Here is a 13,539-nt window from a genome sequence, read left to right as displayed (position 1 = left end):
TGTAAGTATCGTCCACTATGAGTAAGGAGACGAAAATGACAGCATTAACCGGCGTGATTCTGGCTGGCGGCCAGGGACGCCGTATGGGGGGTGAGGATAAAGGATTGATGCTTTTGCGGGGTGAGCCCCTTTATCAACACGTTCTGCGCCGTTTTCGGCCGCAGGTCAATATTGTGTTGATAAGTGCCAATCGTAACATTGATCGTTATCAGGCAAGCGGTTGTCAGATTGTTACCGATTCACTGGCGGATTATCCCGGCCCACTGGCAGGTATTCTAAGCGGCTTACGCCACAGCAAAACCGAGTGGGTTGCATTCTGTGCCTGTGACACCCCATGGATTCCTGACGATTTCGTCGCACGTCTATGGCAACAAAAAGCCGATGCATCAGCGGTGTGGGTTAAATCCTCTCTGCGCGATCATCCAGCACTGGCTTTGGTGAATCGTTGTTTAGCGGATAATCTCGAAGCCAGCCTGTTAAGCGGAGAACGCCGGCTGATGCGGTTCCTGCAGGAAAATGGCGGACATGCCGTGACCTTTGCAGATCCTGAATCAGCGTTTCGTAATATCAATACACCTGACGATCTGCGGGATGAGGAGATGTCATCATGACGATACCTTTGCTGGCGATCGCCGCCTGGAGCGGAACAGGTAAAACCACGTTGTTAGAGAAGGTCATTCCCTTACTGAAAGCTCAGGGGATTCGTCCAGGCCTGATTAAGCACACACATCATCATATGGATATCGATACGCCGGGAAAAGATAGTTATTTGCTGCGAAAAGCGGGTGCCGCTCAGGTGATCGTTGCCAGCAATCAACGCTGGGCTTTGATGTGCGAGACACCTGATGAGCCGTTAAACCTGGAACAACTGGCATCGTGTATGGATAAATCGATGCTGGATTTGGTACTGGTTGAGGGTTTTAAAGATGAGCCTATTGCAAAGATCGTACTTTGGCGAGCAGGTGTTAAAGGCGAGATGGAGGATTTACTTGATGAACATGTCATCGCGGTGGCAAGTGATGCTGATCTGGAACTTCCGATAACATCTCTGGATATTAATCAGCCAGAACAAATTGCTGAATTCATTGGCCAATGGCTTACTTCGCTGCGTAATTCATGATCTTTTTCTGATTCAAAGACGTAAAAAAGCCCTGAACTTTCGTTCAGGGCTTCTTCACTTGATTAATGCCTGGCAGTTCCCTACTCTCGCATGGGGAGACCCCACACTACCATCGGCGCTACGGCGTTTCACTTCTGAGTTCGGCATGGGGTCAGGTGGGACCACCGCGCTACAGCCGCCAGGCAAATTCTGTTTATCCGTACCGCCCTCTCAGGCCGCACGAATCTATCCGGATGAATCAAGCTGAAAATCTTCTCTGGTCTCTCAACCAAAACGCCTCTGGCGTTGTAAGGTTAAGCCTCACGGGTCATTAGTACCGGTTAGCTCAATGCATCGCTGCACTTACACATCCGGCCTATCAACGTCGTCGTCTTCAACGTCCCTTCAGGACTCTCAAGGAGTCAGGGAGAACTCATCTCGGGGCAAGTTTCGTGCTTAGATGCTTTCAGCACTTATCTTTTCCGCACTTAGCTACCGGGCAATGCCATTGGCATGACAACCCGAACACCAGTGGTGCGTTCACTCCGGTCCTCTCGTACTAGGAGCAACCCCCCTCAATTCTCCAGCGCCCACGGCAGATAGGGACCGAACTGTCTCACGACGTTCTAAACCCAGCTCGCGTACCACTTTAAACGGCGAACAGCCGTACCCTTGGGACCTACTTCAGCCCCAGGATGTGATGAGCCGACATCGAGGTGCCAAACACCGCCGTCGATATGAACTCTTGGGCGGTATCAGCCTGTTATCCCCGGAGTACCTTTTATCCGTTGAGCGATGGCCCTTCCATTCAGAACCACCGGATCACTATGACCTGCTTTCGCACCTGCTCGAGCCGTCACTCTCGCAGTCAAGCTGGCTTATGCCATTGCACTAACCTCCTGATGTCCGACCAGGATTAGCCAACCTTCGTGCTCCTCCGTTACGCTTTGGGAGGAGACCGCCCCAGTCAAACTACCCACCAGACACTGTCCGCAGCCCGGATCACGGGCCTACGTTAGAACATCAAACATTAAAGGGTGGTATTTCAAGGTCGGCTCCACGCAGACTGGCGTCCACGCTTCAAAGCCTCCCACCTATCCTACACATCAAGGCTCAATGTTCAGTGTCAAGCTATAGTAAAGGTTCACGGGGTCTTTCCGTCTTGCCGCGGGTACACTGCATCTTCACAGCGATTTCAATTTCACTGAGTCTCGGGTGGAGACAGCCTGGCCATCATTACGCCATTCGTGCAGGTCGGAACTTACCCGACAAGGAATTTCGCTACCTTAGGACCGTTATAGTTACGGCCGCCGTTTACCGGGGCTTCGATCAAGAGCTTCTCCTTACGGATAACCCCATCAATTAACCTTCCGGCACCGGGCAGGCGTCACACCGTATACGTCCACTTTCGTGTTTGCACAGTGCTGTGTTTTTAATAAACAGTTGCAGCCAGCTGGTATCTTCGACTGGCTTCAGCTCCGGGAGCTAGTCCCTTCACCTAATGCCAGCGTGCCTTCTCCCGAAGTTACGGCACCATTTTGCCTAGTTCCTTCACCCGAGTTCTCTCAAGCGCCTTGGTATTCTCTACCTGACCACCTGTGTCGGTTTGGGGTACGATTTCGTGTTACCTGGAGCTTAGAGGCTTTTCCTGGAAGCAGGGCATCAGTTACTTCACCACCGTAGTGGCTCGTCATCACGCCTCAGTGTTAAAGAAGACCGGATTTGCCTGGTCTTCACACCTACACGCTTAAACCGGGACAACCGTCGCCCGGATAACCTAGCCTTCTCCGTCCCCCCTTCGCAGTAACACCAAGTACAGGAATATTAACCTGTTTCCCATCGACTACGCTTTTCAGCCTCGCCTTAGGGGTCGACTCACCCTGCCCCGATTAACGTTGGACAGGAACCCTTGGTCTTCCGGCGAGCGGGCTTTTCACCCGCTTTATCGTTACTTATGTCAGCATTCGCACTTCTGATACCTCCAGCAGACCTCACAGTCCACCTTCAGCGGCTTACAGAACGCTCCCCTACCCAACAACACATAAGTGTCGCTGCCGCAGCTTCGGTGCATGGTTTAGCCCCGTTACATCTTCCGCGCAGGCCGACTCGACCAGTGAGCTATTACGCTTTCTTTAAATGATGGCTGCTTCTAAGCCAACATCCTGGCTGTCTGTGCCTTCCCACATCGTTTCCCACTTAACCATGACTTTGGGACCTTAGCTGGCGGTCTGGGTTGTTTCCCTCTTCACGACGGACGTTAGCACCCGCCGTGTGTCTCCCGTGATAACATTCTCCGGTATTCGCAGTTTGCATCGGGTTGGTAAGCCGGGATGGCCCCCTAGCCGAAACAGTGCTCTACCCCCGGAGATGAGTTCACGAGGCGCTACCTAAATAGCTTTCGGGGAGAACCAGCTATCTCCCGGTTTGATTGGCCTTTCACCCCCAGCCACAGGTCATCCGCTAATTTTTCAACATTAGTCGGTTCGGTCCTCCAGTTAGTGTTACCCAACCTTCAACCTGCCCATGGCTAGATCACCGGGTTTCGGGTCTATACCCTGCAACTTAACGCCCAATTAAGACTCGGTTTCCCTTCGGCTCCCCTATGCGGTTAACCTTGCTACAGAATATAAGTCGCTGACCCATTATACAAAAGGTACGCAGTCACACCCCAAAGGGTGCTCCCACTGCTTGTACGTACACGGTTTCAGGTTCTGTTTCACTCCCCTCGCCGGGGTTCTTTTCGCCTTTCCCTCACGGTACTGGTTCACTATCGGTCAGTCAGGAGTATTTAGCCTTGGAGGATGGTCCCCCCATATTCAGACAGGATACCACGTGTCCCGCCCTACTCGTCGGACTCACAGTCCGTGCATTTTCGTGTACGGGGCTGTCACCCTGTATCGCGCGACTTTCCAGACGCTTCCACTAACACACAAACTGATTCAGGTCCTGGGCTGTTCCCCGTTCGCTCGCCGCTACTGGGGGAATCTCGGTTGATTTCTTTTCCTCGGGGTACTTAGATGTTTCAGTTCCCCCGGTTCGCCTCGTTAACCTATGTATTCAGTTAACGATAGTGCACAAGTGCACTGGGTTTCCCCATTCGGACATCGCCGGCTGTTGCGGTTCATATCACCTTGCCGGCGCTTTTCGCAGATTAGCACGTCCTTCATCGCCTCTGACTGCCAGGGCATCCACCGTGTACGCTTAGTCGCTTAACCTCACAACCCACAGGCGTTTTGCAACGCTTATGAATCGTAAGCTTTTGAGAGACTCGAACGCGCCGCTTTCATTTCTTATTACGGAGAAATGAAACAACGCGTCGTTTCAAATTTTCAGCTTGTTCCGGATTGTTAAAGAGCAAATATCTCAAACGTGACTCGTAAGCCAGTTTTGAGATACTGAGCAGCGACACCTTTCACCTGTCACCAAGCAAGTGGCGTCCCCTAGGGGATTCGAACCCCTGTTGCCGCCGTGAAAGGGCGGAGTCCTAACCGCTAGACGAAGGGGACACGAATGTGTCACGACTTCGCAGCCGTCTTGCTCATTACGTTTTCATCAGACAATCTGTGTGAGCACTTCGAAGGAAGGTATCTTCAGGTAAGGAGGTGATCCAACCGCAGGTTCCCCTACGGTTACCTTGTTACGACTTCACCCCAGTCATGAATCACAAAGTGGTAAGCGCCCTCCCGAAGGTTAAGCTACCTACTTCTTTTGCAACCCACTCCCATGGTGTGACGGGCGGTGTGTACAAGGCCCGGGAACGTATTCACCGTAGCATTCTGATCTACGATTACTAGCGATTCCGACTTCATGGAGTCGAGTTGCAGACTCCAATCCGGACTACGACGCACTTTATGAGGTCCGCTTGCTCTCGCGAGGTCGCTTCTCTTTGTATGCGCCATTGTAGCACGTGTGTAGCCCTGGCCGTAAGGGCCATGATGACTTGACGTCATCCCCACCTTCCTCCGGTTTATCACCGGCAGTCTCCTTTGAGTTCCCGACCGAATCGCTGGCAACAAAGGATAAGGGTTGCGCTCGTTGCGGGACTTAACCCAACATTTCACAACACGAGCTGACGACAGCCATGCAGCACCTGTCTCACGGTTCCCGAAGGCACTAAGGCATCTCTGCCAAATTCCGTGGATGTCAAGGCCAGGTAAGGTTCTTCGCGTTGCATCGAATTAAACCACATGCTCCACCGCTTGTGCGGGCCCCCGTCAATTCATTTGAGTTTTAACCTTGCGGCCGTACTCCCCAGGCGGTCGACTTAACGCGTTAGCTCCGGAAGCCACGCCTCAAGGGCACAACCTCCAAGTCGACATCGTTTACGGCGTGGACTACCAGGGTATCTAATCCTGTTTGCTCCCCACGCTTTCGCACCTGAGCGTCAGTCTTCGTCCAGGGGGCCGCCTTCGCCACCGGTATTCCTCCAGATCTCTACGCATTTCACCGCTACACCTGGAATTCTACCCCCCTCTACGAGACTCAAGCCTGCCAGTTTCGAATGCAGTTCCCAGGTTAAGCCCGGGGATTTCACATCCGACTTGACAGACCGCCTGCGTGCGCTTTACGCCCAGTAATTCCGATTAACGCTTGCACCCTCCGTATTACCGCGGCTGCTGGCACGGAGTTAGCCGGTGCTTCTTCTGCGGGTAACGTCAATGCATGAAGCTATTCACTTCACACCCTTCCTCCCCGCTGAAAGTACTTTACAACCCGAAGGCCTTCTTCATACACGCGGCATGGCTGCATCAGGCTTGCGCCCATTGTGCAATATTCCCCACTGCTGCCTCCCGTAGGAGTCTGGACCGTGTCTCAGTTCCAGTGTGGCTGGTCATCCTCTCAGACCAGCTAGGGATCGTCGCCTAGGTGAGCCGTTACCCCACCTACTAGCTAATCCCATCTGGGTTCATCCGATGGTGTGAGGCCCGAAGGTCCCCCACTTTGGTCTTGCGACGTTATGCGGTATTAGCTACCGTTTCCAGTAGTTATCCCCCTCCATCGGGCAGATCCCCAGACATTACTCACCCGTCCGCCACTCGTCACCCGGGGAGCAAGCTCCCCTGTGCTACCGTTCGACTTGCATGTGTTAGGCCTGCCGCCAGCGTTCAATCTGAGCCATGATCAAACTCTTCAATTTAAAGTTTGATGCTCAAAGAATTAAACTTCGTAATGAATTACGTGTTCACTCTTGAGACTTGATATTTTTTAAGTCCGTGGACTTTTGATATCAATCCTGCGAGTGCCCACACAGATTGTCTGATAAATTGTTAAAGAGCAGTGCGGGCAGCGGGTTAACCGTCTGTCGCGAGGTGGCGTATATTACGCTTTCCTCCTTCAGAGTCAATCACTTTTTTCAGCGATTTTCTCCGGCGGGATGAATCACTTCGTCCCTTGCTGACCCGTCTGCGTTGCCGCTTTGCCGTGTCAGTGGAGGCGCATTATAGGGAGATAATTCTGAGTGACAAGCGTTTATTGCAAAAAATTGACTGAGCGCTACTTTTTTAGCCGAACGAGTAAAAAGAAGACATTTTGCGATGAAGAAACACCCTAAACAGCCTCCTGCGCGGCACAAATCATCGTAATGCTGTTTAATGGCGGTGCTATCCTGTTTGTCCAATCGCAGTTTTCCCCTGCTGCAAACAGAATTTTATTAAAGAAGGACTTTAAATGATTCGCTCCGCGCGCAGTATGGCCGGGTTGCCCTGGATCGCCGCTATGGCATTTTTCATGCAATCGCTTGATGCCACCATCCTCAACACCGCGCTTCCTGCCATCGCAACCAGTCTTGAACGTTCCCCACTTGCCATGCAATCCGCCGTCATTAGCTACACATTAACTGTCGCAATGCTGATTCCCGTCAGTGGCTGGCTGGCCGATCGCTTCGGCACGCGCAAAATATTTATCCTGGCGGTTTCATTATTCACGTTGGGTTCACTGGCCTGCGCCTTATCAGGCAGCCTGGGCATGCTGGTATTCTCGCGGGTGGTTCAGGGGATTGGCGGGGCGATGATGATGCCGGTCGCACGACTGGCGCTGTTACGTGCCTATCCACGCAGTGAACTGTTGCCAGTCCTCAACTTTGTTACCATGCCCGGCCTGGTTGGACCGATTCTCGGGCCAATGCTGGGCGGCTTACTGGTTACCTATGCCAGCTGGCATTGGATCTTCCTGATTAACATTCCCATCGGTCTGCTCGGCATCTTTTATGCCCGAAAATACATGCCGGATTTCACCACACCGAAACGCCGCTTCGACTTTGGTGGTTTTGTGTTGTTCGGCGTAGGCCTGGTACTGATCTCTATCGGTATCGAACTGTTTGGTGAACGTATTGTGTCGCCGTGGCAGGCAACCGGGGTGTTGTTTGCCGGTGTGTTATTGCTTCTTCTATATATTGTTCATGCGCGTCACCATCCGGCACCGCTGATCAGCCTGCCGATGTTTAAAACCCGCACGTTTTCCATCGGCATCATTGGCAATATCGCTTCACGTCTGGGTACCGGTTGTATTCCGTTCCTGATGCCACTGATGCTACAGGTTGGATTTGGTTATCCAGCGATTATTGCCGGTTGTATGATGGGGCCAACCGCTATCGGCTCATTACTGGCGAAATCCACCGTCACCCAGGTGTTGCGTCGCTTTGGTTACCGCCACACGCTGGTCGGCATTTCGGTGATTATCGGTATTTTGATCGCCAGCTTCTCACTGCAATCACCAGGTGGAAGTGTGGCAATGCTGCTGCTGGCGTTATTCGTGCTGGGGATGGCAATGTCGACACAATTCACCGCCATGAACACCATCACTCTGGCCGATTTGAATGATGAGAATGCCAGCGGCGGTAATAGCGTGCTGGCAGTAACGCAGCAGTTGTCGATCAGTTTTGGTGTCGCGGTAAGTGCAGCGGTGTTGCGCTTTTATCAGGAATTTGGCGGCACCACAGTGCAGCATTTCCACGCCACCTTTCTTACCATGGGAGTGATCACCGTATTGGCCGCCTTTACCTTTATGTGGCTACGCAATGGCGATGGCCGTCATTTAATCACCAACCGTGATAAAAAGAAGAAAGGCGTTTAAACCGAACCTCGCTCCACCAGCTCCGGCGTCAGGACCAGCGTTTGCTGACTGGCGTCGGGATCGCTCATACGATGAATCAGCGTATCAATCGCCAGTTCACCCAACTCATCTTTCGGTTGATGGATGGTACTCAGCGGCGGCGTCAGATAACGCGACAGTTCAATGTTATCGTATCCCATCACGGCGATATCCTGCGGCACACGCAATCCGGCCTGGAACAGCGCGTGATAAACGCCGACCGCCATCGCATCGTTGCTGGTAAATACCGCCTCCGGCAGTGGGTCCAGGGTCAGCAGCTGGTTCATGGCATTAAAACCACCCTGAAACTCAAAATCACTGTCAACCACATACCCCGGCAATACCGGCAATCCGCTGCCAGACATGGCTTTATGGAAGCCATCCAGACGCAGCCGCGCCGGTGTTTTATCCTGCGGACCGGCAATGCAGGCGATACGGCGATAGCCACGATCGATCAGATGCTGCGTCGCCAGCTCGCCGCCTAACAGCGCGTTATCCTGAATAATGTCGCCACGTCCTTCAAAGGGTGCCCAGTCCATCATCACCATCGGAATCGACGGATAACGATTCAGGATATCTGCCGACGGCAGATGAGTTTCGGTACACATAATCAGCAGGCCATCAACGCGCTTCTGCAACAGCGTTTCCAGGCTGCGATTCATGCGCTCCTCATCCCCTTCGGTATTGCACAGAATCAAACTATAGCCTCGCTCATAGCAGCTATTCTCCACACCGCGCACCACTTCTGAATAGAAGGGGTTGCTGCTGGCCGTCAATAACATACCAATGGTGCGTGTCTGATTGATTTTGAGGCTGCGCGCCAGCGCGGAGGGAGCGTAATTAAGCGTGCGAATGGCCTGATCCACCTTTTCGCGCACCTGCTCGCTGACAAAGCGATTGTTATTAATGACATGCGAAACTGTGGAGGTTGAGACGCCCGCCAGACGGGCGACATCTTTCATGGTAGCCAAGCGCTTATCCCTGTTGTTGCAGGAAGGCATCAATCTCAGTACGCCAGGGTACCGAGGGCTGCGCACCAGGACGGGTAACGGCTATCGCCGCTGCCGCATGGGCAAAACGTACCGCATCATGTATCGCAACACCTTCGAGACGGGCAGTAATAAAAGCACCGTTAAAAGTATCGCCAGCAGCGATGGTATCCACAGCCTGCACGCTGAAGCCCGGAATGCGCACACCATCGCCCTGCTCACTCAGCCAGACACCGCGGCGTCCCAGCGTAATCAACACGGTTTGAATACCTTTGGCATGCAACGCTGCGGCGGCACGTGCGGCATCTTCATCACTTTTTACCGCGATGCCGGTCAGAATCTCTGCTTCAGTTTCATTCGGGGTGATGATATCGATAAGCCGAAGCAGTTCATCGGAAAGCTGCGTCGCCGGAGCCGGATTGAGTATCACCTGCGTCTGCTGCGCTTTGGCAATTTTCGCCGCTGCCAGCACGCTTTCCAGTGGGGATTCCAGTTGCATCAACAACGCGTCCGCGTCTGCGATAACCTTTTGATGACGCGCCACGCAAGCCGGCGTTAATGCCGCATTGGCACCTGAATAAATGCCGATATTGTTTTCACCTTCGCCATTCACGAAGATCATTGCCACGCCGGTGGCTTCTTCCGCCACGGTTTCTACCGGAGCGGTATCGATACGGTCCTGCTGCAGCTGCTGACGAATGCGTTCGCCAATGTCATCTGCACCAACGCAGGCAATAAAGGCGATATCGGCACCGGCTCGTCCGGCCGCTACCGCCTGATTAGCCCCTTTACCGCCAAAGGCAACCTGATACTGTTTCCCGATCACCGTTTCGCCCGGACGTGGGAAGTGGGCGAGATTGAGGATGTGATCGGCATTGATGCTGCCGAGTACGGCCAGTTTTGCGCTTTTGCTCATAGGGAGTGATCCATCAAGAGTGCGCCACCCAACGGTGGCGCGTTGCCCTGCTTTTCTTCGCGTGTTATTTGGTAACCAGTTTCAGATCGACCGGATTGATCGACTGTACTTTTTCACCTTTCAATACTTTATCCGCAGTCTCTACGCCGATGATACCAATCTTATCAGGCATCTGTGCGACAGTGGCGGTCAGTTTACCCGCTTCAACGGCTTTCACACCGTCTGCGGTGCCGTCAAAGCCCACCACCACCACGTCGGTTTTACCGGCGGTCTGCAATGCACGCAGTGCGCCCAATGCCATTTCATCGTTCTGCGCGAACACCGCCTGCACATCCGGATGCGCCTGCAGCAGGTTCTGCATCACGTTCAGGCCTTTAGTACGGTCAAAATCAGCCGGCTGGCTGGCAAGAATATTGAATTTGTGTGCATCGGCAGCCTGTTTAAAACCATCACCACGCTCACGCGCTGCTGAGGTACCGGCAATGCCCTGCAATTCGATGATTTTCGCGCCATCACCGACTTTCTTCGCAATAAAGTCACCTGCCATCTTGCCGCCAAAGCGGTTATCAGATGCCACATGGCTCACCACCGTACCCTGTGACGCCACGCGGTCGAGGGTAATCACCGGGATGTTTGCCTGGTTGGCCATCTTCACGGCATTGCCCACGGCGTCAGAATCGGTTGGGTTGATCAGCAGCAGCTTAGTACCACGAACGGTGAGGTCCTGCACGTTCGCCAGTTCTTTCGCCGGGTTGTTCTGCGAATCCAGCACCACCAGGTTATAACCCAGTTTGTCAGCTTCTTTCTGTGCGCCATCTTTCAGCGCAACAAAGAATGGGTTGTTCAGCGTCGAAACCACCAGAGCGATAGTATCCTTCGCCATCGCGCTGGCACTCAGAGTGGCGCCAAGAATGACGGCCAATGCGGTTAACTTTTTCATTAATGAATCCTGTGTGAAGGTCAGAGTTATTTACTGCTTTTGTTATCCACCAGCACTGCCAGCAGAATGACGACTGCTTTAACAATCATTTGGTAGTAAGAGGAGACGCCCAACAGATTGAGTCCATTGTTGAGGAAGCCGAGAATCAGTGCCCCGATCAGCGTCCCCATAATGCGACCTTTCCCGCCCGCCAGGCTGGTTCCGCCCAGAACAACAGCGGCGATCGCATCCAGTTCATAACCGGTACCCGCAGTTGGCTGTGCGGATGACAGGCGCGCCACCTCGATGGTGCCCGCCAGCGCAGCCAGCATGCCGCACAGTGAATAAACGATGATTTTGACGCGGTTAACGTTAATCCCGGACAAACGCGTTGCCGCTTCGTTGCCGCCCAGCGCATAGATATAACGACCCAGGCGTGTGTGGTGCAGCATGTACCAGGCAAGCCCGAATACGACTGCCATCAGCCATACTGGCGTCGGAATACCCAGCGGGCGACCAATACCGAACCAGCCAAACAAATCGGCGTTGTCACTAAAGCCGGTATTGATTGGGCTGCCATCGGTGTAAACCATGGTGACGCCGCGCAACAGCAACATCATCACCAGCGTGGCGATAAATGCCTGCACTTTGCCGCGTGCCACAATGGTGCCGGTAACCCCGCCGATCACCGCGCCAAGCGCCAGCGCAGCAACGACTGCCACCAGCGCATTCACTTCGTGGCCGACGATCGAGGCAGCAACCGCACCGGTCAGCGCCAGCAGCGAGCCAACCGAAAGATCAATGCCGGACGTCAGGATCACCAACGTCATCCCCACCGCCATGATGGCGTTCACCGAAGTCTGCTGCAGAATGTTGAACAGGTTGGCGACGGTAAAGAAATTCGGACTGAGGCTGGCAACCACGGCAATCAGCACAATCAGCGCGATCAGCGATTTCTGCTCCAGCAACCAAGCTTTGCTGAACCAGCGACGGCTGGCGGGTAAGGTTTGGGTACTCATACAACTAACTCCTCGCTGTGTTGCTTACCGACTGCTGCCGCCATCAGGGATTCCTGGGTAGCCTGCTCACGGGTAAATTCGCCACTCAGATGGCCTTCATGCATCACCAGAATGCGGTCACTCATGCCCAGCACTTCCGGCATTTCGGACGATACCAGGATGATGCTCAGCCCATCGGCTTTAAACTGATTGATTAACTGATAGATTTCTTTTTTGGCACCAACATCAACGCCACGCGTCGGCTCATCAAGGATCAGCACATTCGGTCGCGTCATCAGCCCACGGGCAATCGCCACTTTTTGCTGATTCCCCCCGGAAAGCAGGCCAATCGGCTGCTCCATTGAAGGGGTTTTGACGTTGAACAGGCGGATGAAATCGCCGACTGCCAGCTGTTCTTCAGCGTGCTTCAGGCTACCGTTGCCACGGCTGAAATAGCGCAATGCGGTCAGCGACATGTTTTCTTTCACCGACATGCCCAACACCAGGCCATCGCGTTTACGATCTTCAGAGATATAAACGATGCCATTTGCCAGGCCATCCTGCGGTGCGCGCGTCACGACTTCACGGCCATCAAGCATCACCTTGCCGCCGCTACGTGGCAGTGCGCCGTATAGCAGCTTCATCAATTCGGTACGGCCCGCACCCATCAGACCAGAAACGCCGAGGATTTCCCCTTTGCGCAGGGTGAAGCTGACTTCATGCACCCCTGGGCCACTCAGGTTTTCCACCTGCAAACGTACCGCGCCTGGCGCCTGGTCAAGATGCGGGTATTGCTCTTCCAGCTTGCGCCCGACCATCATCTCAATCAGGCTATCTTCGCTGAGTTCGCTGACCGTACGTTCGGCAATAAACTGACCATCACGGAATACCGTGACGTCATCGCAAATCTCGAAAATTTCTTTCATACGGTGGGAGATATAGACAATGCCGCAGCCCTGCGCCTTCAGTTCATTAATGACGCGGAATAGCGACAGCGTTTCGGTATCGGTCAGCGCATCAGTCGGTTCATCCATAATGATCACCCGCGACTGAAAACTGAGTACCTTGGCGATTTCCACCATTTGCTGGTCACCAATCGACAAATCACCCACCAGCTTATGGCTGTTGAAACGCAGGTTGAGGCGTTGCAGCAGCGTATCCGCTTCGGCATACATCTTTTTCCACTCGATGCGCCCAAAACGGTTAACAAATTCACGCCCAAGGAAGATGTTCTCCGCGACCGTCAGTTGCGGGATCAGGTTCAGTTCCTGGTGAATAATACCGATGCCGGCTTCCTGTGATGCTTTCGGCCCGGAGAAGGTGGTTTCCTGGCCCAGCCACTGTAGCGATCCCGCATCCATGCTGTAGATACCCGTCAACACCTTCATCATGGTGGATTTACCGGCACCGTTTTCCCCGACCAGCGCCATGACACGCCCAGGCATGACCGACAGCGATGCGCCTTTCAGGGCTTTCACACCGGGAAATGACTTTTCAATCCCTTTGAGTTGCAATAACGGTTGCATAGC

8 protein-coding genes, 1 tRNA gene and 3 rRNA genes are annotated in these 13,539 nt (G+C 53.6%); 3 read left to right on the top strand and 9 right to left on the bottom strand.

What is annotated here, in order from left to right:
• Nucleotides 1-35 precede the first annotated feature (35 nt).
• Nucleotides 36-611 (top strand): molybdenum cofactor guanylyltransferase MobA, encoded by a 576-nt coding sequence (mobA, locus tag RCF31_RS13135; RefSeq protein WP_416410910.1) that lies wholly within the window; start codon nt 36-38, stop codon nt 609-611.
• Complete coding sequence (gene mobB / locus RCF31_RS13130; RefSeq protein ID WP_416410908.1) at nt 608-1,120, top strand: molybdopterin-guanine dinucleotide biosynthesis protein MobB; 513 nt, start codon at nt 608-610, stop codon at nt 1,118-1,120. The genes mobA and mobB overlap by 4 nt, the downstream gene beginning before the upstream one ends.
• Before the next feature lie 67 nt (nt 1,121-1,187).
• On the opposite strand, the gene rrf is transcribed toward mobB, so the two are convergent.
• The 4 genes from rrf to RCF31_RS13110 form a co-directional block, all read right to left on the bottom strand.
• A 5S ribosomal RNA gene (gene rrf / locus RCF31_RS13125) occupies nt 1,188-1,303 on the bottom strand.
• A 106-nt stretch (nt 1,304-1,409) separates the two neighbouring features.
• A 23S ribosomal RNA gene (locus RCF31_RS13120) occupies nt 1,410-4,314 on the bottom strand.
• Nucleotides 4,315-4,530: 216 nt separating this feature from the next.
• Nucleotides 4,531-4,605, bottom strand: a tRNA-Glu gene (locus RCF31_RS13115).
• 89 nt (nt 4,606-4,694) lie between these two features.
• Nucleotides 4,695-6,236: ribosomal RNA gene (locus RCF31_RS13110) — 16S ribosomal RNA — on the bottom strand.
• Together the 16S, 23S and 5S rRNA genes with 1 tRNA gene alongside form the textbook arrangement of a ribosomal RNA operon.
• Nucleotides 6,237-6,766: 530 nt before the next feature.
• On the opposite strand from RCF31_RS13110, the gene mdtD reads away from it, so the two are divergent.
• The gene (gene mdtD / locus RCF31_RS13105; RefSeq protein ID WP_299455789.1) at nt 6,767-8,170 is read left to right on the top strand and encodes a multidrug transporter subunit MdtD; all 1,404 of its coding nucleotides are present in this window, start codon (nt 6,767-6,769) and stop codon (nt 8,168-8,170) included.
• On the opposite strand, the gene rbsR is transcribed toward mdtD, so the two are convergent.
• The 5 genes from rbsR to rbsA form a co-directional block, all read right to left on the bottom strand.
• Entirely contained in the window at nt 8,167-9,159 is a 993-nt protein-coding gene (gene rbsR, locus RCF31_RS13100; RefSeq protein ID WP_416410906.1) for a ribose operon transcriptional repressor RbsR, read from the bottom strand. The genes mdtD and rbsR overlap by 4 nt on opposite strands.
• Nucleotides 9,160-9,163: 4 nt before the next feature.
• Nucleotides 9,164-10,093 carry a ribokinase gene (rbsK, locus tag RCF31_RS13095; protein ID WP_416410904.1) on the bottom strand — a complete coding sequence of 310 codons (930 nt, stop codon included), beginning with the start codon at nt 10,091-10,093 and terminating at the stop codon, nt 9,164-9,166.
• 64 nt (nt 10,094-10,157) lie between these two features.
• Nucleotides 10,158-11,033 (bottom strand): ribose ABC transporter substrate-binding protein RbsB, encoded by an 876-nt coding sequence (gene rbsB, locus RCF31_RS13090; protein ID WP_416410902.1) that lies wholly within the window; start codon nt 11,031-11,033, stop codon nt 10,158-10,160.
• Nucleotides 11,034-11,059: 26 nt separating this feature from the next.
• Complete coding sequence (rbsC, locus tag RCF31_RS13085) at nt 11,060-12,031, bottom strand: ribose ABC transporter permease (RefSeq protein ID WP_299455783.1); 972 nt, start codon at nt 12,029-12,031, stop codon at nt 11,060-11,062.
• A complete protein-coding gene (gene rbsA, locus RCF31_RS13080) occupies nt 12,028-13,536 on the bottom strand; it encodes a ribose ABC transporter ATP-binding protein RbsA (RefSeq protein WP_416410899.1) in 1,509 nt (502 codons plus the stop codon). Before rbsA ends, rbsC begins: the two co-directional genes overlap by 4 nt.
• Nucleotides 13,537-13,539 lie beyond the last annotated feature (3 nt).

Origin of the sequence: Pantoea sp. App145, from assembly GCF_047947045.1 — a bacterium.
Classification (GTDB): Bacteria; Pseudomonadota; Gammaproteobacteria; order Enterobacterales; family Enterobacteriaceae; genus Pantoea.
This window is presented reverse-complemented; position numbering and strand designations above follow the sequence as displayed.

Bases quoted from the DNA above. Each gene is read 5' to 3' on its own strand.
- mdtD (WP_299455789.1), top strand. From the start codon at position 6,767: ATGATTCGCTCCGCGCGCAGTATGGCCGGGTTGCCCTGGATCGCCGCT.
- rbsC (WP_299455783.1), bottom strand. From the start codon at position 12,031: ATGAGTACCCAAACCTTACCCGCCAGCCGTCGCTGGTTCAGCAAAGCT.
- rbsK (WP_416410904.1), bottom strand. From the start codon at position 10,093: ATGAGCAAAAGCGCAAAACTGGCCGTACTCGGCAGCATCAATGCCGAT.
- mobA (WP_416410910.1), top strand. From the start codon at position 36: ATGACAGCATTAACCGGCGTGATTCTGGCTGGCGGCCAGGGACGCCGT.
- rbsA (WP_416410899.1), bottom strand. From the start codon at position 13,536: ATGCAACCGTTATTGCAACTCAAAGGGATTGAAAAGTCATTTCCCGGT.
- mobB (WP_416410908.1), top strand. From the start codon at position 608: ATGACGATACCTTTGCTGGCGATCGCCGCCTGGAGCGGAACAGGTAAA.
- rbsB (WP_416410902.1), bottom strand. From the start codon at position 11,033: ATGAAAAAGTTAACCGCATTGGCCGTCATTCTTGGCGCCACTCTGAGT.